Origin of the sequence: Zunongwangia endophytica, from assembly GCF_030409505.1 — a bacterium.
Lineage (GTDB): Bacteria > Bacteroidota > Bacteroidia > Flavobacteriales > Flavobacteriaceae > Zunongwangia > Zunongwangia endophytica.
The window spans coordinates 772030-797275 of sequence record NZ_JAUFPZ010000002.1; the positions used below are offsets into that span (position 1 = coordinate 772030).

The 25246-nt window shown below is 30.8% G+C and carries 19 protein-coding genes and 2 tRNA genes; 8 read left to right on the forward strand and 13 right to left on the reverse strand.

Features of this window, described 5'->3' with window-relative positions:
* Positions 1-219 precede the first annotated feature (219 nt).
* Both QWY91_RS03500 and QWY91_RS03505 read right to left on the reverse strand, forming a co-directional pair.
* The gene (locus QWY91_RS03500; protein ID WP_290231752.1) at positions 220-2520 is read right to left on the reverse strand and encodes an outer membrane beta-barrel family protein; all 2301 of its coding nucleotides are present in this window, start codon (positions 2518-2520) and stop codon (positions 220-222) included.
* A gap of 86 nt (positions 2521-2606) precedes the next feature.
* Entirely contained in the window at positions 2607-3380 is a 774-nt protein-coding gene (locus QWY91_RS03505) for a response regulator transcription factor (RefSeq protein WP_290231754.1), read from the reverse strand.
* A gap of 994 nt (positions 3381-4374) precedes the next feature.
* Here QWY91_RS03505 and QWY91_RS03510 point away from each other — a divergent pair.
* Positions 4375-5103, forward strand: a complete 729-nt coding sequence (locus tag QWY91_RS03510) for a hypothetical protein (RefSeq protein ID WP_290231755.1) — start codon at positions 4375-4377, stop codon at positions 5101-5103.
* 283 nt (positions 5104-5386) lie between these two features.
* On the opposite strand, the gene QWY91_RS03515 is transcribed toward QWY91_RS03510, so the two are convergent.
* The 3 genes from QWY91_RS03515 to drt3a all read right to left on the reverse strand — a co-directional run bounded on the left by QWY91_RS03515 (position 5387) and on the right by drt3a (position 10650).
* Complete coding sequence (locus QWY91_RS03515) at positions 5387-6586, reverse strand: site-specific integrase (protein ID WP_290231758.1); 1200 nt, start codon at positions 6584-6586, stop codon at positions 5387-5389.
* Between the two features lie 504 nt (positions 6587-7090).
* Positions 7091-9196, reverse strand: a complete 2106-nt coding sequence (gene drt3b, locus QWY91_RS03520) for an antiviral reverse transcriptase Drt3b (RefSeq protein WP_290231759.1) — start codon at positions 9194-9196, stop codon at positions 7091-7093.
* Positions 9193-10650: an antiviral reverse transcriptase Drt3a gene (gene drt3a / locus QWY91_RS03525; protein ID WP_290231761.1), complete on the reverse strand. Its 1458-nt coding sequence runs from the start codon at positions 10648-10650 to the stop codon at positions 9193-9195. The genes drt3b and drt3a overlap by 4 nt, the downstream gene beginning before the upstream one ends.
* Positions 10651-10870: 220 nt before the next feature.
* Between drt3a and QWY91_RS19350 the strand changes: the two genes are divergently transcribed.
* Together QWY91_RS19350 and QWY91_RS03535 are read left to right on the forward strand one after the other, a co-directional pair.
* Positions 10871-11029, forward strand: coding sequence for a hypothetical protein (locus QWY91_RS19350; protein WP_353958645.1), 159 nt, complete (start codon positions 10871-10873; stop codon positions 11027-11029).
* A gap of 427 nt (positions 11030-11456) precedes the next feature.
* The gene (locus QWY91_RS03535; RefSeq protein WP_290231762.1) at positions 11457-12293 is read left to right on the forward strand and encodes a class I SAM-dependent methyltransferase; all 837 of its coding nucleotides are present in this window, start codon (positions 11457-11459) and stop codon (positions 12291-12293) included.
* A 549-nt stretch (positions 12294-12842) separates the two neighbouring features.
* On the opposite strand, the gene QWY91_RS03540 is transcribed toward QWY91_RS03535, so the two are convergent.
* From QWY91_RS03540 to QWY91_RS03560, 5 genes are all read right to left on the reverse strand, one after another.
* Positions 12843-15227, reverse strand: a complete 2385-nt coding sequence (locus tag QWY91_RS03540) for a TonB-dependent receptor domain-containing protein (RefSeq protein WP_290231764.1) — start codon at positions 15225-15227, stop codon at positions 12843-12845.
* A gap of 143 nt (positions 15228-15370) precedes the next feature.
* Positions 15371-16369 (reverse strand): helix-turn-helix domain-containing protein, encoded by a 999-nt coding sequence (locus QWY91_RS03545; RefSeq protein ID WP_290231767.1) that lies wholly within the window; start codon positions 16367-16369, stop codon positions 15371-15373.
* Positions 16370-16785: 416 nt separating this feature from the next.
* The gene (locus tag QWY91_RS03550) at positions 16786-17139 is read right to left on the reverse strand and encodes a hypothetical protein (RefSeq protein WP_290231768.1); all 354 of its coding nucleotides are present in this window, start codon (positions 17137-17139) and stop codon (positions 16786-16788) included.
* Positions 17114-17533: a hypothetical protein gene (locus tag QWY91_RS03555; RefSeq protein WP_290231770.1), complete on the reverse strand. Its 420-nt coding sequence runs from the start codon at positions 17531-17533 to the stop codon at positions 17114-17116. The genes QWY91_RS03550 and QWY91_RS03555 overlap by 26 nt, the downstream gene beginning before the upstream one ends.
* Positions 17514-18383 carry a hypothetical protein gene (locus tag QWY91_RS03560; RefSeq protein ID WP_290231773.1) on the reverse strand — a complete coding sequence of 290 codons (870 nt, stop codon included), beginning with the start codon at positions 18381-18383 and terminating at the stop codon, positions 17514-17516. Before QWY91_RS03560 ends, QWY91_RS03555 begins: the two co-directional genes overlap by 20 nt.
* A 171-nt stretch (positions 18384-18554) precedes the next feature.
* Between QWY91_RS03560 and QWY91_RS03565 the strand changes: the two genes are divergently transcribed.
* The 5 genes from QWY91_RS03565 to QWY91_RS03585 all read left to right on the forward strand — a co-directional run bounded on the left by QWY91_RS03565 (position 18555) and on the right by QWY91_RS03585 (position 23168).
* Complete coding sequence (locus tag QWY91_RS03565) at positions 18555-18944, forward strand: helix-turn-helix domain-containing protein (protein ID WP_290231774.1); 390 nt, start codon at positions 18555-18557, stop codon at positions 18942-18944.
* A gap of 101 nt (positions 18945-19045) precedes the next feature.
* The gene (locus tag QWY91_RS03570; protein ID WP_290231777.1) at positions 19046-20041 is read left to right on the forward strand and encodes a hypothetical protein; all 996 of its coding nucleotides are present in this window, start codon (positions 19046-19048) and stop codon (positions 20039-20041) included.
* 333 nt (positions 20042-20374) lie between these two features.
* Entirely contained in the window at positions 20375-20950 is a 576-nt protein-coding gene (locus QWY91_RS03575; RefSeq protein WP_290231779.1) for a hypothetical protein, read from the forward strand.
* A gap of 151 nt (positions 20951-21101) precedes the next feature.
* Positions 21102-22034 (forward strand): DUF4365 domain-containing protein, encoded by a 933-nt coding sequence (locus QWY91_RS03580; RefSeq protein WP_290231781.1) that lies wholly within the window; start codon positions 21102-21104, stop codon positions 22032-22034.
* Positions 22035-22469: 435 nt separating this feature from the next.
* A complete protein-coding gene (locus tag QWY91_RS03585; protein ID WP_290231783.1) occupies positions 22470-23168 on the forward strand; it encodes a hypothetical protein in 699 nt (232 codons plus the stop codon).
* Positions 23169-23550: 382 nt separating this feature from the next.
* On the opposite strand, the gene QWY91_RS03590 is transcribed toward QWY91_RS03585, so the two are convergent.
* The 3 genes from QWY91_RS03590 to QWY91_RS03600 form a co-directional block, all read right to left on the reverse strand.
* Positions 23551-24753: a site-specific integrase gene (locus QWY91_RS03590; protein WP_290231785.1), complete on the reverse strand. Its 1203-nt coding sequence runs from the start codon at positions 24751-24753 to the stop codon at positions 23551-23553.
* Between the two features lie 211 nt (positions 24754-24964).
* Positions 24965-25042 (reverse strand) — tRNA-Pro (locus tag QWY91_RS03595).
* A gap of 35 nt (positions 25043-25077) precedes the next feature.
* Positions 25078-25160 (reverse strand) — tRNA-Ser (locus QWY91_RS03600).
* Positions 25161-25246 lie beyond the last annotated feature (86 nt).

Sequence of the window (25246 nt, forward strand, 5' to 3'; positions counted from 1 at the left end):
AAAATACGTTCTAATTCAAGATGTGTGTCTGTGGACACAATCTTGATTGCTCCCCACGGTCGCAATGAAAAATAGAGATGTTTATGGGGGGAAGCTAGAAAGGTTTCCAAGTTGTTTATCTAGGAACAATCTAGGTGCATTAATACTGATTTAAAACTTCAAAAGACCATCAAGAAGGTAGTATTTTTGCAGAATATAGTTTATGCATAAATTATGAACTTATTTAAGTCGCTCCAATTCTTCGTCTACATTTTTCTTTAGAGTTGCGTCTTTTATATTTTTTCCGAAGGAATATTTTAAACCTATGGCTATTTCCTGTCCGTCTGCAAAAAACAGGCTGTTGGTATAAATGTTATTGATTTGATAGGTTTCCCCATAATTCATTTGTTGAAAAATGTCATTAAAGTTTAAACTCACTTGCAATTTTTCGAAAAAAGTTCTGGAAAAGGATGCTCCTAAAACAAACATGGAATTTCTTTTATAAATTCCTTCATGTCTGGTAGTCTGTCCCCGAAAGTTAATAGCGAATTGAGTTTTGGGGATTATATCAATCTCATTATGGGAATAATAATAAAAAAAAGGTTTGGCTTTCAATGTCTGAATTCCGGCTGCATCCATTATTTCAGAATATGCAAATAAAAGGGAATTGGTAGAAGTTAAGAATTTATAGGATACGGGTGCCGCAAGTTCCAGGTATATTCCATTTTCCCTTTCCAAATTATTGGGAGACATAATTAAACGCTCCATCGCTTCATTAAAATCGACGCTATAATACACCGGATCTTTTTCGGTATAATAACCCACCTCAAATGACATTTTTTTCCATTGGTAATTCAGGGAAACTTCATCAGTATACGTTGGTCTTAAATTTATGTTCCCTGAGAATTCAAGGAATGGATTAAGATAGGCTCTAATTGAACTGGCATTTGAATAATTGGGTCTTTGAAGGCTTTTTTTGTAATTTATAGACAGTGTATTTTCATTTTCCAGAGTATAATTAAATTGTACTGATGGCAACCAATTGAGGTTATTCCGATCTATAACTAAATTTTGTTCTTGTTCATAATTTCCCTTCACTTGGCTTTCCTCTATTCTTAATCCTATGCGATAGTCCCAATTTTTAAAGTTTCCGGAATGATCGGCATAAGAAGCATAAATGGATTCTTCATAACCATAGTTTTTTGCTTCTGAATTAATATATGTATATGCATTTGCCTTAGCCAATGCCAGGCTGGCTCCTAAAGCAACAGTAAATATCGAACTAGTTTTATTTTCATAATCAATCCGCATACTGCCCCGTTTGATACCAAAATCCTGATCTCTTAAACCTGCAAACTGGTATTCTTGCTGGTTAATACTATTGTAAATTTCCGTTTGTAAATCCTGTCCGTACCAGGAATATTGACCACCCAAAAAGAGGTCTTGATTTTCAGAAAATGATTTACTGAAATTTAATTGGGAAGTCATATAGTTTCTTTCGCCATTATTTTGGGTAAGGGTAAGTATATCTGTACTTTCAAAACCGTCTTTCAAAAACGTTTCTGTTTCAATGGGAAAATCCTCACTCTGCGTCCTGAAATTGATGCTAGTTGATAGTTTGGTGTCTTCATCAAGATCATAGGATACGTTAAGCCCGGAAACGATTTGTGGTCTTGGTGCAGATGTAACCACATTATAGCTGGAATAAATATCCTCATCCAAAAGCGTAAATTCTGATTGATTACTTTCCCAATGATGTAAGCGGTTATATTCAAAATTAGCAGTAAAAGCAAATTTATCTTTTCTATAATTTAGTGCGGTTGAAGAATAATTATTAAACCTTCTTTTAAAAGATGCTGTTTCAGCTAAACTCACATTAAATCCGTTTTCGCGCTGATCTTTCAGGTGAACTATGATCACATTTCTTCCGTCGGCTTCATATTGCGCACTGGGATTATTTATAATCTCGATATTCTTAATATTGGTCACTGGAATAGAATTCAATTCTTGAAATTGAATTTGTTGATTTCCGAGATAAATTAACGGAGTTCCCTGTCCTAATATGCTCAAATTTTCGCCATCTGGACTGATCTGAACTTTAGGAAGTTTCGCGAGCACATCTTTTGCTTGTGGCAATGTTTCAAAAACAGAATTTTCAACATTTATATTGATGCTTCCATTTTTATAAATTAAAGTTTTTCGCTTAGTCGTTATTTTTACTTCATCCAGATTATCGGGAAGGCTTTTCAAATTAATGTCAAGCCGTTGATCTTCATCCAAATCAAGAGTTTCTTCAAAAATTTCATAATTGAGTACTTCAACTTTTAGCAGATATTTACCTCTTTCAGCATCCAAAGAAAAATCCCCATTCTCGATTACACTGAAATCGATAAGTTGTTCTTGTTCGTTTAATAAATAGACCTGTCCCAGGGAAACTTTTTCATCCTTTTCATTTTCCACATTTCCCGATAATGTAAATATATTTTGACTTGAGCCAGAGAAAGTGCTGATCAAACAAAGAATAATAGCTAATTTTTTCATTTCAAAATTTTGAAACGAAGTAACTATTTGAGGGTGTAAAAAAATTAAATTTCAGGGCTGAAAAAAGGATTAGTACTGGTAGGATATTAAGAATTGGTTTGTAGTTCCTTTCGATTTTTAACCCCTAATTTACTATAGATATTGGAAATATGCGTTTTAACGGTACTTAGACTTATAAAAAGGGCTTCTGCTATTTCTTTATTTGTTTTGCCATCCAGTATCAAGTTTTTAATCTTTTTTTCCTGACTACTCAAAAGAGTGTAAGAAGGTTTTTCCTTTTTATTTTTGAAATAACCGAAGGTCAATCCACCTATAGCTATCAAACCGACAAAATTTAGAATAAGGCTTGTTTTGTATTTTTCATTGGTCTTATTAAGGCTTACTTTCCTTATTTTATTCTCAAAGTATAAATAGGTTTGTGGAGGTAATTCACTATTTTCAAATTCGACAAGTAAGGCTAAATAATATTCTTGATTCTGTAAAATATCTTTTTCTAAGAGTCCTTTTTCGTTTAAACTTTCAAGGCCTTTAAGTTTGACTATTAAAATCTGAGTAGAATCCTTTAAATAAGACTTGGTTTGCTCTAGATAATTTTTGGCATCGTAATCTTCTCTCAAACTGCTCTCAAAAAGACGGTAATCTAACCAGGCTTTTTCGGCATTGCTCCCCCACACTTTGCTTTCTCTTTTTGTTTTGCCATCAAGTATAGATTCTTCAAAATTTCTAATAGTATCTTCTAAGGCTTTTTTTTCTTCTTTTTGAACAAAAGGTTCAGAATCATCTAATCCTTTGCTGTATCCTTTCATTGTTAGGAGTACAATGGCTAAAATTATAAATTGTAAAATCTTGAAAATCTTCATAGAAAAAAATATTGTATAAATTTAATATTGTTTTTTTAATATTAAAAACGACTACACATTTACTTTTTTTATCCAGAGCATTTGCCTTTTTAGTTCCATAGAAGACTACTAAAGATCAAATGAAATAGGTTTAGATTTGTTTCATTTACTTCTCTTAGAGCCGTCACATTACCTTTTTGATATTGATTCTTCTACAGGATTTAGGATTAGGAAAAGGGCTATAAATAGGAAAGCGTAGCTGACCGGTTTATGCGCCCGCTAATTCTAAATCCTGTTCTTTTGAGATCAAAAAGGTAAGGCAGTAAAATTCAAAGTGAACTTATACCTATGAAATGTAGATCGGTCAACGTTTCCAGAATATTGCTAAAGCGAACGTGAGCCAAAAGCAAATATTCCGCTTCAATCCATTAATATTTTTGTTTGCTTTTGGCTTATGTTCAAGACCATTTCGACGAACCGTTTTGACTGCAACATAGTGAAAGGAAATATGGTAAGGACTGGTGGGATAATACCCAAATTTCATTTTTATTAATTTTTCACGAAAAAAAACACCTATTTATAGGGCTTTCCAAAGGTTTTCCTGGAAATTTTGTAAAAAATATTTTATGTTAAAATTATAAGGTATTGAAAATCAGTAAAATAAAAAATAATAACACCGCTCTGCGTGTTATCCTCTTGCTATTCATTTTTTCGATTTTATTCCTAAATTATATTCTTTACCTTAAAGAAAGTTTCCTTAATATATTGCATTGTCAAAGTCTGATATTATTAAGGTTTAAATATTAAAAAATAAGGTATTTTTCCTCTTTTCAATATTTAAAAAATAAACTTTCTTTGGAACTATCTAAATTTAATATCATTAATATTTAATTATGATTCATCTATCATATGATCAGTAAAATCATAAGACCTAATTAATAATGTTTTGTTTAGTTAGGCGAATAATCTCGAAAACGCCTGATATCAAGGTAGGGGTTAACTTATATTCAAAAAAATGAAAAAATTATTAAAAGGTATTTTAGGCTTATTTATTCTAAATTTAATTATCGTTGCCGTATCGTTCTCAATACAGTCATGTAGTAGTGATAATGAACTGGAAGATGGAAGAGACGAGAAACTTGATCTTGCTATTCAAGAATTTAAAAATGCAATTAAAAAAGAAGGTGAAGTTTATAATCTTGAACTTTCTAAATTAGAGAAATCTAATAATGCGGTTTATAAAACTAATAATGACGTGCCAATTGATTTTATAGATGATAACCCAGATCCAATGGCGCAATTAGCTGTAAATTTTGAACAAGGAATCCATAACTCATCCATAAATATTTTAAGAGCTTATGAATTTTCAAATTCCGACATTATTCAGGAATTTGGAAATATGGATTCACCAGAAATTTCTGTAGTTGCTAATATTGTTGTAGCCCTAGAAGATAAACTGGATCAAGACCAGAAGGTGAATTTTATGGATGAAACAGACATAGAATTTGCAAGCCTATTTGGAATTTCCAAAGCCTATTCATATCAAGGAGATACTTTGGGTGGTTGTATAATGGATGCTGTTGGTATTGCGGCGGTATTCGAACTTTTTGGTCACGGATTAAATAAAAAGATGAAAAAGAAAGCGATTAAAAAAGTAATTAGAAAAGTTGCAGTTAAATATTTAGGGTATGTTGGTGCAGCACTTGCAGTATATGATTTTGTTGATTGTATGGATTGGATTTAATTTAATAATTGAATTTTATGTGGGAAAATATAAGACTAATACTTTTTTTCTGTGGGCTAATTATTTCAGGATTTAATCTGTTTACTATTTATAAAAAAGAAAAGAGATTCGATACTCGCAATTCACTATTATTTTTAATTTTTCTAATTTTAGTGCTTCGTCATACTCTATTTTAAAATTAATGTATTAAGTGAAGTCAGAAACATCATTTATCTATATTACAACTTAGACATAAATTGTAATATTTTAAGTTTAAAGTTAGGTAGCATTCAGCTACCTAACTTTATAATTTCTCCCTCAACTTATCCATATCGTTTGAAATCTTTGAATCGATCACCCTTGCATAAATTTGCGTAGTGGATAGTTTAGTATGCCCTAAAAGCTTGGAGACTGTTTCTATGGGTACACCATTAGCTAAAGTTACCGTTGTAGCAAAGGTATGCCTTGCCGCATGGAAACTAAGAGCTTTATTGATTTTGACAGCTTTGGTAATCTCTCTTAAGTAGTGATTTGTTTTTTGATTGGAATACACCGGAAGCAAGATATCACTATTACTTACACGTGGATGCTCTTTATATTTTTCTAAAATTCGTTCAGCTTCTTCCAGAAGTGGGATTCTAAGTAACTTATTTGTTTTCATTCGCCTTGTATAAATCCATTTTTTACCATCAAATCCGATTTGAATATGCTTTTTCTTCAGTTCCAAGACATCCCCATAAGGCAATCCGGTATAGCAGCAAAACACAAAAATATCACGGTTTATGCCAAGCGTAGAACGTTTAAACTTCTTTTCCTTGATCTTTTGTAATTCTGCTTTGGATAAATACACCATATCCACATGTTGAAACCGAAGTTTAAACCGTTTGGTTGGGTTCTTTTCAATCCAATCCAGATCTTCAGCAAGGCGCATAAGCTTTTTAAAGCGTTCCATATGTTTCATGACGCCATTGTTACTCAATGATGGCAAATCACCCAGAAATCGCTCGAAACCTAGCGTAAATTGGTAATCAATCTGTTTGAGATAAATATCCGATATGTTACGTTTTTCTTTTAGGTAATTCTTTAGATAGGTTTCTGTTGTCGTATAATTCTTTAATGTTCCATATTTCAAAACACCTTTCATTTTAGTGGAGTGGTAGTCCAGTAATTGGGTTAAGGTGTAGTGTTTTTTATCAATGCCCAGGTATCTTGACTTTACAGCACTGGCGGTAATCACCTGATCTTCTTTTTGCAGGCTGTCATAGGCTTTATATAAAAGTGCCTTGGTATCGTCTATCTTTTTATTGAGTTGTTGGCTTTCCATACTACTACCATTTAGCTTGCAGGCTGATTGGTTCCAACGGCTTACATCTAAGCTACGTTTTAGGCTCATTTCAATATAAATGCCGTTAACTGATATTCGGGCATAAAGGAGGGCTTCTTCCGGTTTGTTTTTTTTCTTGCGGATGAAAAAAGAAATCATAAATGTTTGAGTGGTACGCATCGTTTTGTTTTTTAAATGAAACAATAATTAAGGGTTGAAAGCCAAAACGATCAATATGTACTAAGGGTCATGGGGCTAATCAAGATACAAAAAATAAGCTCACGATTAACTCACGAAAAAGACCAAAACTCACGAATAACTCACATTATAGCTGGTGCCGTTTGGTAGAATTTAACGCATTAAAAAAGGGTAACTACATGAAAACCATATAATTACCCTTAATTAACCAAAATTTGATAGTTTAAAAAGTCGGGGTGGCAGAACGCTACCCAGCTCTTGTATGCCTTGTCAATCGGGAGGTTTCGAAAGTCGCTTTCAAAAGGTCACCGAATCGGAATCATTTTATTCAATATCAATTGACTTCATATAGTCAATTTCACGTTTTACAAATATAAAAAAAAGGAGTAACCCGAGACTATGTTACTCCAGCGAGAACTCTTTTTAGGGAGTACCTCGAACCGCTTTTATAGTGTGTGATGCCTTATAAGGGCTGCTCGTATGCGGTTAATAAACTTCTTTACTTCTCTTTGCTTGCAATTCTAGTCCAAAATCGAAATTATTCCATTTTGTAAACCAATATTTTCTGTATTCTATAATATCAATGCAATTTTCTTTAAATCCCAAGGAATTCAGCAATTTAATTTTGAAAGCATACTTTTTCTTTTTTTTACTTGTTATGTATTTTTTCTTACTTTTTGGGGTACTTGCATTCTGAATTTTAGAATCTAACCATTCAGGAGTATCGGAATTTAAATATGGGCAAGATAATACATCTAATAACAATAAGATAATTTCAGTTTCATTTCTCCATTCGTGAGTTTGTGATGAAAATAACTTAAGTAATATTTTTTTTAGCTCTTCGAGCAGATCAGCATAAATTTTAATATTTTTAATGTAAAAGATAAGCACTGTTATAGAAAAATAATTGAGATCATTCTTAAATCTAATTTTCGAATTCTTATTTTCAATATTAAAATAGGAGTACAATAACTCTTTTGATAGTCTATATTCTTTTCCTAAATTACTTAAAGCAATCAATAAATATAGACTCTCAATTTGAGTATCTTCATCTGATTTATTTTTTTCAAGTATGTGATAAATTTCATCAGATATTTTTTTTAAGATATTGTGCTCTGCACTAATTGAAAAGGGAGCCTGATATTTATTCTTTTTGTTCTTTTTTACAAAGGTTAAGATCTTATTTATAATTAAACAGATTTTAATTGTTGAATTGACCCTAGGAGATACAGAATAAAGAAAAAAGCTTACATCTAAAATTTCTAGAAAAGCTTTTTCGAATTGATTCTCTTCTAACTCAATTCCTTTCTTATAATATGATTGATAATTTTTTATAATCTTTTTGGTCTTATTGTCGAGCACAGCCAAACTGTAATTCATCACCTCTTTATACTCAATATCATTTTCTTTGATAATTGACTTGAAACGAGTTATAATATTGTTTGATGAAAAGTATACTTTGCTTTCGTCTGAATTATCTGAATTATCTGAAGTGTCGGTAGCAATATCTGTTTCTTTGGGATCTTCTATTTTGAATTTTAAGTGATTTATAAATAAATCACTTATTTTTTGTTTCGCCATACTAATTTCAGTAATGATTGGCTTTTCAAAATTTTTAGATTTACTAGAATTGATAGAAAGTTTATATTCCTTTAAGCAGTGTTTCAAAGTTTTCAATATATTATCTAAGTCAAAATCGGAATTGTGGAAGATAAAATAGTCATCTACATATCTAAAAATTTCATAATTTTTTTTATGGGCTAACTGATACTTACTATATATTTTTTTTTGAACATCAATATCGATTCTTTGGAGAATAATTTCTGCAAATATTCTTGAAAATTCAGGTCCTATTAAAATTCCATTTGTTTCATTAGCATTAGCCTTCTGCATTAAATCATCAAATTTACCAGGAAACGTTGTCCTAGAGAACTCAATATTTTGTTTAATAATTTCTTTATTATAGAAAGCCCAAGAGATAGTATGAGAATATATACTATCAAAACACTTTGAAATGTCTGTCCTATGCAAACTCCTAAATTTCTTTTCAGATCTATGAAATTCATAGGATTCGAAGAATCGATGAATATTGCTATATTTTTTATAACTAAAAAATGATTTCAAATTTTCATATTCACTATTTTCTTGTTCTATAACAGAATTTTCTAGTTCACCATCCTTATTTTTGTTATGCAATAGATCATCATAATAAATATGTCTTGCGATCACAGCTGGTTTTCTTAACGAAAATTGACTTTTCGAACAAGCATCTATAATCAAATTATTATACTTATCGTAAAAGTTTACTACTTCAAGCTGATTTAAAGGATGGATAAGAGATAAACTTCGAAACTCCTTTTTCTTATGACTTACTTTAAAAGAAAAAGGATTATTTTTTTTGCCACTTCCGAATAGTATATTCTCTATTGCGTTGAAAGCTTTAGTTGTATTGCTATTATTTATTATCTTTTTTCTATGTATTAAATAATCGTAAAAATATCTGTTGGTGAAAGTCAAAGGTGTTTCATACGGAAGAACATCAGATAAAACCACTCTCTCAATGGGATATTTGATATTTATTTTTTTTCTCATAAGTATTTCCAGATTTTCAATAATTTATCATTCTCAAACTGAGCATTATTGAATTTTGAAAACTTTTTCTGCTTAAAGCTTTTCGAAAAATTAAAAGTTTTTAATCTTCTTACTAATTTTTTGTCCTTATCCCTGATTGTAGGCAATTTATTTATTTCATTTCTAAGTAACGTATCAAGATAAGTAAGATCAGAAAATGGTTCAGTCAAGAATTCGTTTGAAAAATATATACCTATCAAAACATTTTGTTTCCTACTGTTCAATCTGGAATTAGTTGATAAATATTTAATCCTTGAAATCAATAATTTACGAATTTGAGTTTCCTTACCTTTGTATTTAATTAGCCCTTGCTTATAATCTAGAAATGCCATTTTAATCTTATCAGAATATCGGTTTAATTTTTTTTCAGACATTTTTATCTCCAATTTTCTTTTTAAGATTACACCATCTTTTTTATTTTTTTTCCACCCAAAAATGAACAGATATCCTAAATAATCTAATTTATAAGTTCTGCCTATTTTAGTTTTATTTTTAAGATCGAAACATTTAGTTTTATTTGGATGCAATCTTAATTTAGTAGTGTTCTCAAAAATTTTTGAAACTTTCTTTTTGTACTGATCGATTGATTTATTTTCAAATTTATCTGATGGACTATATATAATAATTATATCATCTACATACCTTTTATAAAAAATTACATTATCAGATGTTTTAATTAAATCATCAATTTTTTTCAAGTAAAGTTCAGCTAAGTATGCACTAAAACCTATACCTCGCGGAATACCTTTTCTTAACGATTTATTCGGAAATTGAGATTCGACGAGTTTCCAATATTGATTTAATGTATGCTTTATATGGTACTTAGTCTGAAAACTCAATAAATTGTTATTATCAATCTTATTAAGAAGATCATTATGCGGAATAGATTCGTAAAAGCTTTTAATATCAGTTCTAATAATGACTTTAGGGAATTTATCTTCTAAATGCAGAATTAATTGGGAAAGTATGGCTCTTCTATTCTGCTGTTTAACTTTGAATGTCTTTAGAATATTCCTTTGAATTTGTTTAGAGGCAAAAAAATTTTCAGCCGTATTGCTGAATTTATATAATTGAGATTTAAACTTTATTTCGCCTAGTTCAAGTTTTAGGGTAAATTTATCATTGTTAATATTTTTATTAATTTTATTCAAAATTTCATAAAGTACATCATCCCTTTTCTTTTTAAGAATATCTTTTTCATTTTCCAACTTATTTAATAAATCTTCATCTGAAGGATCCTTACCGAGCTCTCTTTTAATCTTTTCGTTTACTGATTTTATCTCTTCAGAAACTTTTCGCGATTTTTGGAAATAATCATTTTCGAAAAAACTTTTATTTTCAATATATACTCCCTTTCTATTTTCTAAGTCTAGAATGATTCTAAGATTATCTGGAGAAAAAGACTGATCTAACACATTAATTAATTTAATCTAACGCTTAAGTTTATTTGGAAAGATAATTAAAAAAAAGATTGAATAGCAAGAGGATAACACGCTACGCGATGTTATAATTATTCATTTTATTGATTATCAGATATTTGAATATTTAGCACAAAATGTTTTTTACTAAAAATTCGTGAAAAATGTACTGAGCCCCTATAGACAGGCAATTTTTTTCGTGAAAAATTAGTAAAAAATGAAATTGGGGTATTATTCCAGCAGTCCTCACCATATTTCCTTTCACTACGCTACAAAAAATGGTAATGTAAATGCTCGGGAATATGCATTACGAATAATTGAACAGATAGATAGTTTATTAGCAATCGGTACAGATGCCAAAAAATTACCATTGTAGGAACTTCTAAAGGAGGCTATATAGCGCAATATGTTTCAACGTTAACAAATAATCAAGATTTAAATTTTGTTTTTATAGCTTGCTTTAAGGGAAAGTGACTTGGTTACTATTCCTGAAATTAATTTTTGTGGCAATATCCTGACGATCTATGAAAGAACAGATCCATTTGGGGTTTCTGCATTAGAAAGAATAAAGAACTCCACATGTAACATATCCCATTTTAAATAAATTGAAATAGATACAGGCTTAAATCATGCTTTCCTTTTCAAACCTTTAAAAGAATGGATTTTACCTACTATAAAATGGGCGAAGGGTGGTTATAATTAATTTTAAAGAAATTCAGTTCGTTATTTCAATACTATAATTTGTGGCTAAATTATTATTTTTTAATTTAGACCAATAAGACATCATCAAAACATCAATCAAAATGGGACATCAAAAAAACATAAGGGTTCATGAAACTGCTTTTGTGACTTCCGCTTTCCGAGCAACCGATGAAAATTTGAGTCATGATACTTTTGCCCGGCTATGGCAGAATTCTAAAACTGAAAAATGGATCATCGAATATCTTAAAATGGTTTCTTCAGAAGAGCCTTTTACACACTGTTTAAGGAATAGATATTTTCTGGATGAAATTAATGCATTAGTACAAAAGAATGAAATTGATGTACTGATCAATTTTGGCAGTGGATTCAGTATGTATCCTTTTTTACTTGATAAGAAACTAATACATATTGAAATCGATAAGCCTGAAATAGTAACGTATAAAAGGCAGAAATTAGAACATTGGCAACAAGAGAATGTACTAGCTAAACGGGATATTCATTTTATCGGTGTCGATTTCACTTCAGAATATAAGTCCGGTTTAATCACAAAGTTAAATGCTATTAAAGGAAATAGACCTTGTTTTATCTTAATCGAAGGGGTGCTTTTCTTTTTAAACAGAGAGGAGACGAATGACTTATTTGAACTCTTCAAAACAGTTCAAAACTCTGGCGACTATATTGGCAGTGCCTCTTTTCAAGAAACGATAAAGAATACCCAAGCTTTTAAGAATCTCCTTCACTTCTTTAATTTAAAAGTCGCAAAAACAAGTAAAGATGATTATCAAACTATTGATGATCAATATTATACCTCTGTACCCAATTATACCTTAATAGACCAACAGGATTATTTTAGCCTTTCGAAAAAATATGACCATAAAGTCATTAAAGAAAAAACACTGATTTTAAATGAAAACTTTTACTTGTTGAAGAAAATTTAAGCTGTCTAGCATTTTCATAATTTTTCTCTTTCAAAGTTTTTATTCTTAACTATTTAAGGAAAAAACGAAAATCGAACTATTCTCACCATATTTCCTTTCACTACGCTACAGTCAAAACGGTTCGTCAAAATGATCTTGAACATAAGCCAAAAGCAAACAAAAATACAGATGGATTGAAGCGCAAAATTTGCTTTTGGCTCACGTTCGCTTTAGCAACATTCTGGAAACGTTGACCGATCTACATTTCATAGGTATAAGTTCACTTTGAATTTTACTGCCTTACCTTTTTGATCTCAAAAGAACAGGATTTAGAATTAGCGGGCGCATAAACCGGTCAGCTACGCTTTCCTATTTATAGCCCTTTTCCTAATCCTAAATCCTGTAGAAGAATCAATATCAAAAAGGTAATGTGACGGCTCTAAAAGAAGTAAATAAAATAATCCTAAAGCCTATTTCATTTGATCCTTAGTAATGCTTCAATGGAACCAAAAAGGCAAATGCTCTGGATAAAAAAAGTAAATGGATCCTCTTAATTAAAATCAAGATTATTTAATTACTTCTATTTTGTTCCTCATTATTTCCAAAATTTCTATTTTTCACATCTACTTTTTTATTCCCAAATTCATAGGAAAGTGAAATTCTAGCATTTCTGGAACTCTCATTTTGCCTGTAAATTTGTTCTATTCCGTTTACAGAAGAAACATAATTATTAAGACTGGCTGTATTAAAAACATCACTAAATAATAAGGACATAGTAAGGCTATCATTAAAATTATGCTGTAAGCCTAAGGACAAATCGAACATTTCCCCGACACTAAATAAGCCTCTGTCATGCTGTGAACTATAATATGAATTTACTTGAAGACCTGTCTTATCGCTTAATGGAATAGTGTTGTTCGTAGTTAAGTAAATCTGAACCCCGTTTTTGGGCGTAGTGCCAAAATCTTTGGTAAATTCGGTGTGATATCCCAAAACATTAATGCTATTTTGACTTTTTAGCCAACTGAGTTTAGTAAAAGAAAAACTTTCTTTTAATCCGTAATTATATTGTTTGTAATAGTTCTCCCTAGTTATAATTTGAGTCTGGTCATTTGCATCAGTGGTAAAGACTGTTCCTGACCCATCTGAAGTTATATTTAAGAAAACACTTGAATTCACTTTTCTTTTATACATGTGTGATAGTTCAATATTATGGGAGAATGATGGTTGTAAGAAAGGATTACCCACACTATAACTATTTGCATTTATATAGAAACGAAAAGGATTCAAATTTCTGAAATTTGGCCGGTTAATTCTTCTTCCATAAGTCATAGCTAAATTATTGTTATCATCCTTGGCATATGAAAGGTAAAATGTCGGAAACAATTTTGTATATTTATTAGATACCTCTTGATCCAGCTCTTCATTAATACCTTTGGTTTTCGTGTCTTCCCAGCGTAAACCAAATTGCATCTGTATTTTTTCACTCAACTTGGTATTTCCAGAAATATAACAAGCTAATACATCTTCCCTGTATTGAAATTCATTAGACCTATTCGGGTCTAAAACCTCAGAGCCAGAAGTTTTATCATAATATAAAACATCGCTGTTAGTATTCGTAAAACTTGCCTTAACCCCATAAGAAAGGTTTATCTTATTTATTGGAAACTCTACATCTATTTTTGAACTAAAATTTTCTATCTCCTGGTTGGAGATATTTAGGGCAGCAGAATTGACTCCTTGTGAAACTCCAGCTGTGTTGAATTCTTCATTAAAAAAATCACGGCTGTTTTCCGAATCGAATGTAAAATAATCCGCATCGAAAGAGATGGATTTGCCCAAAGAATCTAGTTGAGTTATCGCATGAAAATTCAAACTATGATTTTGATTATCTACCATATTATCACCTTCATTAATTAAGGTTCGTTCTAGGTTATCATCATTATCAAAAATTGAGGAAGTAGTGGTAGCCATTATATTAGGCTTTGTATTATTTCCTAAATATTGCACTCCAATGGTGGTATTATCCGAAAGATTATAATCAATAAACAAACGGCCAGAAAACTGATTTTTACCTAATTTTGAATTTACATCTACATCCCAAAAATTAGTTGGATAATCTATTAAAAGCCCTTCTAAATTTTCAACATTCCCTTTGGTGGCGTTTATATTTGCTGAAAGTGAAATTTTATCTTTATTAAAAAAGAAATTATTATTGAGTACGCCATAGTTAAACCTGTTTTGATTATAGGAAAGCGTTGTTGAATTTCTCCAAGAATTTTGAACGCCTTTTTTTAATACAATGTTGATTAGACCTCCATTACCAGATGCTTCATATTTTGCTGGTGGGTTAGTGATAACCTCAATTTTTTTGATATCACTTGCTGAAATTCCATTTAATAGGCTCATTAATTCATCACCTTGTAAAGGAGAAATTCTGCCATTAATCATTACTTGAGTAGCCCCTTTCCCTAAAATTTCTAGCGTGTTATTTTGAATTTGGACACCCGGAGTTATTTTTAAAACATCCATTCCATTACCTCCAGTAGAAGCTATACTTTTTTCAACATTAAAAACTAGCCGGTCAATTTCCTGTTCTATAATCCTTCGTTCAGATACAAGCACAATTTCATTTAAGGATTGTGCATCTGCTTTCATATTAATTGTACCTAAATTAATATCATCCTCTACAGATACACTTTTTACAATTGTAGCATAGCCTACAAAGCTTACTTCAACATTGTATGTTCCAGGCTCCACTTTTATTGAAAATAAACCGTTTTCATCCGTAGTAGTTCCGGTTATAATTTGGTCCTTATCATTAATAATAGTTACGTTGACAAAAGGGATTACCCCAGTTCCATCCACGACTTTACCTGTGATGGTTTGCGCATATAAAAAGCTTGGAATTAATACTAGCATTAGGAATGCTAAGGTGCTCATTTGTGTTTTCATCTTACATTATATTTTTGATGAAACAAAAATGAGATACTCCTTTATTTGGGGCGACCGAAAACCTAAAGTCGAACTCATTTCATGACTATAAATGAGTTCGACTTTGTTTTTCAAACGTTCGACTTTACGTTAAGTAACTGATTTTAAAATGATTTCCTGTATTCGGTTGGCGTCTTTCCTGTATGTTTTTTGAATGCAGTATTAAATGAAGATTTAGAATTAAATCCTACTTCATATAAAATCTCCAACACAGTTTCGTCTTTTTTAGTCGGATCGACTAATATATTCATGGCTTCTTTAATGCGGTATCCATTTACAAAATCAAAAAAATGCTGATTCAACTTCTGGTTTATTATGATGGAAAGCTCCCTGGAATTCATTCCCATCTGGTCAGCTAAATTTCTAAGCGATAAAGAAGGGTTTAAATATGGTTTTTCAGTTTCCATATAAGAAATTAAATTTTCAATTTGGTTGTTGTAATTCGGGTCCTGCCCAGTATTATTGTTTTCATCAGCTAAATTTGGGGTTAATGTTAATTTGGAATCTACCCCGCTAAAAAGATTGGGGTAGCGAAGGGCTTTTAATACATACCAGCAAACAATACCTAACACAAACAAAACTACTATAGTTTGAGCATTATTAAATATAGCTACTTCACCGTAATACTTTAAAATATTCTTTATTAATGCGACTACATATAGCAGTGAGGTAAAAAGCAATAGCTGAAACAACCATTTATAGGTTGCTATGGTACTACTGGAATAATTTTCCAGGAATAATTTTCTGGCTTTGTTTAGAACTATAAATCCGGCAGTTAAATATATAATAGCTTGCAGGTGGAGCGAAATATATAAAAAGATAATTTCGTGGAGATGATTATACTCCCCGAATAGTTCTAATTTTTGATCGGTATTGGTCAGATAAAATCTCGGGAGCATCACCAAATTTGCTATTAAATAAGGCACGGTATGCCATAAGTCCTTCCATTTTAGTTTAAAGTCCGAATAACAGACAGATAATATGTACAAATAAAATAGTGGCATTGGTAAATAAGCTAATAAATCCTTTGCTATTAGAAGGTTATTCACCAAATTATTAGGCTCTTCGATAAAAAGGTGCAAAAACCAGCTGGAGAATTCCAAAGCATTTAATAGCAAAAAAGAGGCGAAAAGCTTATTACTGTTTTTATTTTTTGATTCTACCGAAAAAATAAAAATAGCCAAAAGTAATGTTATGAAAGTGGAAATTATCCCCGCAATTGTTACTAAATCAACCTCTCTCATTAAGTTTAAGCTTTTGCATATTCAAATGTAGTTTTTAAATGCTGGATATACAATTACCAATTTTATTGCAAAAGCATAATCCTTTTATTAGGATCAAATTTTAAGTAGTCATATCAGTTATTCTGATTATATCCCCTTAAACATCTCTTTTTTTTTGTTGCAACCATGGGGCGCAACCAAGATTGTGTCCACAGACACACATCTTGAATTAGTACGCAATTTGATAAAAAGCACCTATTTCAAATTCGTGTACACTTCTTACCTGACAACCAATTTTAGGAATTTTCAGTAGCTACTTTCTTTTCTAGTTCTATATCTTCCAATAGTTCCGAGAGCTTATCGATTAAAGCAAATTCTTCCGACGGTATGAGTTGGGTTACAAAACGAAGTACTTCCATAACATTATATTTAGGGTTGGGCACTTCCAGATCACATAATTGTTCATTCTCTCCTAATGCTACAACACAGACCTTAATTAGGTTTGTGATCAAAAATATGAGATCCAAGTGGCTATCAACTCTATAAGAGCCCTTATAACATTTTCCTTTTCTACTGGTATCCGGGGTTAAATGCAACATATGATATTGCTTAAGTTCCTGAAGCCTATTGATGAGTTTTCCCTTTTTCATAACGTTCTTGGTTTTTAAGGATTTGTTTTTTGAGTTGCTTGGGGAAATGAACGTAATCTGTATCATTTTCCAGTATGGCTATAATTTTTTCCAATTGAAACATATCACCATCGGGCATTAGTTCAATGACCATTTCTATAACTAATTGAACACTGGAAGTTTTACTTTGGTGGCTTAAGTTTTTCGAATAAAAATCACCTTCACCATCTAAGGCTAAGACACAGACTTCCAGTAATGATGTAATACGCATGATGTAATCGGTATAATCTTCAAAGCGAATGATGGCATTTCTAAAAGTATGCCTTTTGGTTTCTTCTTTTTTTAAACCATAAGCTGTAGCTCCGATTTTCTTTAGCTGTTTCAATTTTAGTTGATCAAGTTTTTTCGTTTTCATGAGATGCTGTTTTTAAAGTTTGTAGATGGTGATTTACAATGGGTAAGAGATAATCTAGAAGACATTGGCTATAAAAATATGCCATGTGAAGGTCTGCCGATGAAAATAAAGCGCTACTTCGATAGCGAAGCTCCGTATGATGAAAGCAAAAGATGCTTTTTAGTAGGGACTGTTCAAATAGATGTTCTGAAAAAATGTTGGGAGGGATTTCATGGCAAAATAGAACGAGTTTAAAAAGGTATAACGGATGATAATGTTGCGGATGGTAATTTAGAAACGCATAAATAGTGCTTAAGCGAAGTTGCTCAAAAGACAATCGTATTAAATGTGCGCTTAAAATGCTTGCGTTTTCTTTGATATCGCTTAAGTGTAGACAATGTTTTGCTATTGCTATTCGATCTTGTGTGTAGTTCGTTATGCCCTTAATATCCAGTTTAGGGATTTGGCTGAGTTGTAAAGGAGCTAATTCAAAAGGAGAACCCTCAACCAAACCACCTGATTGGATTATTTTACAAAAGAAGTATTTATGATGATCAGAAGCCGCTATAAGTTGCTTCGGCATATAGAGCAACAAACTAACAGTATATTTACCGCCGGAATCTTGACGAACAATATCTGAAAGGTTAGCTAAGGCATTTGTGCTAATATGCTTGCTCAATAGCAGCAAATAAAAATGATAGTGTTGCTGTTGCTTGGAAGCACCATTATTCAAAGAATTATGAGTTCCCTGTGCCGATGATTGCATACCGAAATAGTATAAACTTGTAATTTCGATATGCTTTTTGAGGATTTCCGTAATTTGGGATAATGCAAATTCTATAACTTTGGGTGGATGCAAGTTGGTAAGCATAGATCAAAAGGTTTTAAAATGAAACTTCAGTGATGGTTAATGAGCTTTCAAGTTTTAAAAAGAACCGACCGTAGCGAACCAGAATGACCAGTAAAAAACAATAGAGAACTTGTTTTTTACTCCAAAGGGTGATGAGCGAAACTTTTAAAAAGAATGTTTATCTTTGAGATTATGAGCACAGCAACAAAAACCAGTCATATCGGTAGAAAGATCAGCCGAATCAGAGAACTTCGAGGAATGAAGCAGGAAGCCCTTGCCGCAGAATTAGGAATCAGCCAACAAAGTATATCCAGTTTAGAGCAAAGCGAGCATATTGAGGATGAAAAGCTTGAAAAGGTAGCTAAAGTGTTAGGTGTAAGTAAGGAAGCAATTGAAAAGTTTTCGGAGGATAATATCTTAAATATTATTTCAAATTCATTCCATGATAATTCGACTTTAAATGCCATATTAAATAATCCTACGTTTAACCCAATAGATAAAGTAGTTGAGCTTTATGAAAGGTTATTAGAAGCTGAAAAGGAGAAAGTGGCTTATTTAGAGAAACTATTAGATAAGAAATAGTGAAGAAAAAATATTAAAGATTTGAAAAAAGTGTCGATAACCGGATTAATCTTCGAGTAAATTGGCACTTTTTTTATAAAAGTTGTTTCAATCAATTTTATATGAAGCATTTCGAAGAACATGAATTGGAATTTTACTTTGGTCGCGATTCCGATGAAGAACAAAAAAGAACAAGGGAAATTTTTGAAGAACTGGAAAAAAGGGCTAAAGCAGAAAAACCACTTTTAGAACGGGAAAAAGACTTCTTCTGTAGGTGTTTGAAACTTAGTGATTACGTCGTTGATGGTAATCCAGAAGATTATCAAGTTTGTAATGATTTTTTATTTAAGCATTTATATCCGATTTATTTCAGCTCTGGTTTAAAATCAGATGCTGTTTATAAGCCACATAAAGGAAAGCTATATTTAGTTCCATTAAATGAAAGAATCAAAGACCTAAAATTTTTGTATTCCACGCAAATAAAATGGTTGAAAAAAATTGAAACAACAAATCATTCAGACCAGCTATTACAAACATTAGCTTCTGAAACTAGAAACGATTTAAAAAAATTAAAAAGGAAAGAAGGGACTTTATTTTTCAAAAAGCAAAAGAAGCAATATGCTTTAAAAAAAGAAAAACAGATTCTACATTCAAAATTTATTTATTTACTCGTTAAGAAAACAATTCAAAATTATGAAGAATCAGATTTTAAGTTTGAGTTTATGGGTAAAAATGTAGAAATAGATGCTTATTCCTTAATACATATTATTAACAGGCATTACGCGGAAATAATAAAAGAAAATACTGATAAAACTTATCATATAGAAGATTTTGAACCTGACTTACTTCATATAAAACTTAAGGATATACTTAATCAAATCGAAGAAAAGAAAGTAGCTATATCAAACACTGAAAAAATAGCTTTCCGCTATAACGACCAAGATTATAGAATTTGGTTAAAAGAAAGAGTTAAGTTTAAAAAAGGAATTGGTAAAATAGAATTCTCCAGATTAGAAACATTTTATCCTATTGGAGATGAACAAGAATTAAAAGACTTATCGGAGAACTTCAAATTGATTGTGATTAATGAGCAACTTCAAACATATATAGAGAAATAAAACATTTGTTAGAGAATAAAGTTAGTAATCCAAATAAAATCTAAGAAAATATGGAGAATGAATAAATATTTAGAAATTTTCAAATCGAATTTGACAATTGTTACATTATTTTTCTATGTATTAGGCTATAGTTATCTAAGCATGTACTATTATCAATTCGACATTATAATAGTAAACTACATCAATCTACAAGATATAATTTTTGCCACAATCAATACTTTAGCAATATTGATATTAGCGTATTTATTTGTAGAGTTTTTCTTATATCTAATTGGAGTCATAATTCTCAAAACTATTTTCTACTTATTCCTTAAAAGCAAATTTTCGAATAGATTGGGAAATAACGCAAGAGTTCAGAAATTCATAAAATTTAGAAGTTACAAACACTATTCCGATAATATAATAGCCATTACTTTTTTTTTATTCATGCTGATTGTTTTTTTATTACTGTATTTCAGTGATGAAATAACGTTGATTTTTTCCATATTTTTTCCCTTTTTTTTTATAAAATTATACCAAATAATTCCTAAGGAGAAGGGAGAAAGGCAAATTAAGTTGAATCAATTTTTTTTAGGACTTTTAACACTTACACTTATTTTATGCTTTGCGTTCTGGGGTTACAAGGATGGAATAACACTTAAGAATAGCGATATTGGACAACAAATAGAATTTGTTGAGCAAGAGACAAAGTATAATACTAAATCCGACAGCTTAAACTTTATTGGAGAAACTAATGGATATTTATTTGTTTACAATAATAACAAAAGAGAAACCTTAATTTTTAGCAAGTCTGGGGTTAGTAGTCTAAAAATAAAGGATACATCTCCTACTAAAGAAGAAAAGCAAGCTCGAAAAATAGACGCTCAAAGAAAAATTAATGATTTTCTAAAACAATTTCAACTGAAATAAGCACTAGCTAAATAATTATATAGTAATATCGGCGACATCGCTTAAGGCAAACCCAATTAAGCGATGGTAAAAGGCAACTATTTTATCTATTTTAGTTTTTTAACAATGGGCAACGAATTATTAAGAAGACCCTTGTGCTTCACTAAAAAATATGGTTCGAAAGAAACAGAGAGTGATTCAACATATAATGCAAGGTGAATCATTTTTAATTATTAAGAATTTACTACCAAAACATTGGGTTATAAGAGAGTTTAATAATCTAGATTATGGAATTGATTTAATTATTGAATTATTTGAGAATGTAGACCAAAAAGTATCGGAAGTATTAGGAGAGTATCTAAATGTTCAAGTAAAATCTGTTGAAGAACTTGAAATAAAATCCAAGAAAATTTTTCCAGTTGAAAATTTAGCAAAAGTAAACTGGAGGGAAGATAAAACCGAAAGTCTAAATATTGAGGTAGTCAAATTTGTTATGGATTCGAATAGCCTTTTTACAATCCAATCTCTGGGCTCAAGTATTTCTGTGCTACTTTTTCTTGTTGATTTAAAATTAAAGAATGTATATTTCCTTTGTCTTAACGACTATATAGATAAATTACTATTGCCTCAAAAGCCAAATTACGTAGAGCAAGACTTTATTACATTAAATATACCGGTTTTGAATAATCTATCTAATAAAGAAATTAGTGAAGCAGCTTTAAAACTTTATGGTAAAAGAGCTAAATTACTATCTACTTTTTCTAAATTTTCTTATCAAAAAAATGAATTATCGTTTTTAACGAATTACGAAATTAAATCAATATCGCAATTTAAAAAACAGGTTTTATTTTTTATTAAACAAATTGAATTTTTAGAAATCTGGCAATATTCCGAATGGGTTATATTAGAAGAAATGAATGTTAAAATTTGCGATTTAAAAGATAGGATAGAAAGAAATGAACTCAAAGAATCCGAATTAATAGAAACTGTAATAATAACCTGGAATCAATTATCTAATTTGAATAATATTTACGAAGAACTTACAAGAGAGTGGTTTCTTCCTAAATTTCTAAGCTTTTTAACGTCATATCCCAAACAAAGGTAAATACATCTTGACAAAATTTAAAAACAAACTATTGAGGACTTTTGCCTTAGGAATACTATTGCATAAGTACAAAAGTCGTTAGTGAATTGCTCAATTGCTTTATCTTATTTATAAACACATAAGTAACGGACAATTTATGCATTCACCAACTAAACTATGAATTTAAACTAATTACAATTGAAAAAAAATATTGAAAACCTAAATAAACTAATTCCTATAATTTATCCAGTCCTAATATTCTTCGGATTTTACAATTATCTTAGTTATTATAGATTTTTTGATATTGAAATTTTTCCTTATTTGACTATTTACGAAATTCTTTTTTCAATTCTTTCCAAAATTACTACAATCTTTATAACTGTGTTCTTAGCATTTTGCTATATAATGTTCATGATAATACTACCCCTTTATAAAGTTAAAACAAAGGAAAAGAAGGTGAAATCAGAGGAAAGACAAGAAAAGGAAATCAATTCGGATCCAAAATTTGAAAGGCTAAAACGAATTAAAGAAAAAGAGGGTATCAATACAAGTTTTATTTACAATAACTATCATAATCTAATAAGTAAAAGAGCCTTCTTATTTCATAGAAAATTGAAATTGCAGAAATATTTTATGGCGACCTCTCATCTTTTTTTGATGTTTTTGAATATTATAGCTGTCCTTTTTAAAATTACATTATGGCTATTTTTCTTTTTTTTCACTGCCGCCGGCATGTTAGTTATTTTTTATCCGCTTGAGTATAATCTGGATTTTTATAAACCATTTTTTATCAATAACACCTCTACAATTATTTCTATATCATTATGGTGCGCAATAATATATGCAATGATAAGTAGAACAAAGGAAGATAAATCCAAATCATCTATAATCACGATACAGATTATACCTCTTATATTCCTAATATTTCTTTCAATAACAATTTATCAAAAAGGCAAAGCAGAAAAAACATTAAATCATAAAACTTACGACGTACAGTTTGGATATGATGGGCGAAATATTAAGAGTTCTGCAAAGAGAGTATTTGTAGGAAAAACCACTGATTATATTTTTCTTAGAGATGTCGAAAATCATCAAAACTATATATTTCCTCTTAGTAGAGTTAATAATCTCCAGATAATAAAAATTACTCCCTAGTCAAATTATAAATAAATTTTGTAATCTTAATAATTCATTAACAAAACTGAAGTAATAAACTCATAAGAACGCTTAGAGAGTTAATTACAAAAAAGCTTAATAATGCATCAATACCATAATACCATTGAATATTTATGTTGTCTACATAAACAAATATTCTCTAATTTAAAACAGTTTATTTAATAAAAAAAGAACCTCAAAACAAAAACACAGCCATTCCAATTATTTGTATTGAGTCTAAAAAATAATGTATTTTAAACCATAATAGACTACTCTAGTAATTTAACACTAAGAATAAATAAAAAACACTTAAGAACCCTAAATATTGAATACGAATCTTTTCCAAGTAATATATCAAATCTTTAAAATTAATTATGTTTAGTCACATAATCTTCTTCATATCGTCACTAAGCTTCTGGTCTAATACTCTAGAGTATATTTGAGTGGTAGAAAGCTTGGTATGTCCCAAAAGCTTAGATACTGTTTCTATAGGAATCCCTTTGGATAATGTAACGGTCGTGGCAAAGGTATGACGGGCGACATGAAACGTAAGCTTTTTGGAGATTTTGGCAAGCTTCGCCAAATCTTTTAAGTACTGGTTAGTTTTCTGATTGGAATATACTGGAAGCAAAAAACCACTTATTGTAGCTTCCTTTTCATACTTTTTCAGAATAGCTTTTACTTTTGGAAGCATAGGCACTTTAAAAAGTTTACCTGTCTTTTCCCTTTCCTTTACAATCCATTTATTGCCGTCAATTCCTGTAACAATATGTTTTGCTTCTAATGACTTTGCATCACCATAGGATAAGCCGGAATAGCATGAAAATAAAAAGATGTCTCTTGTCCTGGATAAAGTTATTCTATCAAGGTTTAAGTTTTCTAAAACCTCAATTTCACTCTGTAGTAAATAGTCCCGTTCTTTTTTCTTGTAATGCAAGGAGTATTTGCTAAATGGGTCTTTATTAATCCATTCCATTTTTAACGCAAGATTGGTAAGTTTTTTTAAGCGTTCCAAATGCTTCATGACCCCGTTGTTTGTTGGTCTGGCTCGATGTGTCTTTGGTTTATAGTTACGAAGGAAATGTTCAAAATCAGTGATAAAGCCATAATTAATTTGCTTTAAATAGATATCATTGCTATTCATCTTTTTCTCTAAAAACTCCAAAACATAATTTTCAGTAGTATAGTAGTTTTTCATTGTTCCGGGTTTTAAAACTGAATTCATCGTGGTGTTGTGATAGGTCAGGAGTTCCGCAAGGGTTTTATAGGAATCATCTAAGCCTAAATAACGGGCTTTTATAGTTTTAGCAGTTAAAAGCTTATTTTCTTCTTGAAGTTGTCTAAAAGCCTCATAAATTTTATTGTATATACGATCTAAAGATCGATTGACCTGTTGGCTTTCTTCGCTATAGCCTTTCAAACGGCTACGCTTCTCGTTCCAGAGACTTAAGGTAATCCTTCGTTTAAGGCTGAGTTCAATACGTTCTCCATTGACGGTAATTCGTGCATAAAGGGGAACTGTTCCATCTTTGGCTTTTGATGATTTTGGAATAAAAAGAATTCCAAAGCTTACTGCATTTTTCATAGTGTTTCGTTTTCAAATTAGACAAAAGGCGTGAAAACGAAAGTCAAATCAATATGAACAACAAGATAACCAAAAAAAAGGTCACCGAATAGGTCACCGAATCGGACTCATTTACAATGATTGCAAATGATATGAAAAACCGTCTAAAAACAGAAAAACCTTGAAAATCAACAGATTAACAAGGTTTTTTTATACCATTTCAATATGGTCTTGGTCGGGGTGGCAGGATTCGAACCTGCGGCCTCCTGCTCCCAAAGCAGGCGCGATAACCGGGCTACGCTACACCCCGAGTAATTTATGAATCGCGACTTCGGCGCGATAGTGCGGAGAGACTGGGATTCGAACCCAGGCATCCAAAAAGGATGACAGCTTAGCAGGCTGCTGCATTACCACTCTGCCACCTCTCCGTTTTTTAAGAACTTTGCAAGTATTTTTGCGGTTGCAAATGTAAGCCATACTTACGAACCATGCAAGCCTTTCAAGGCTTTTTTAG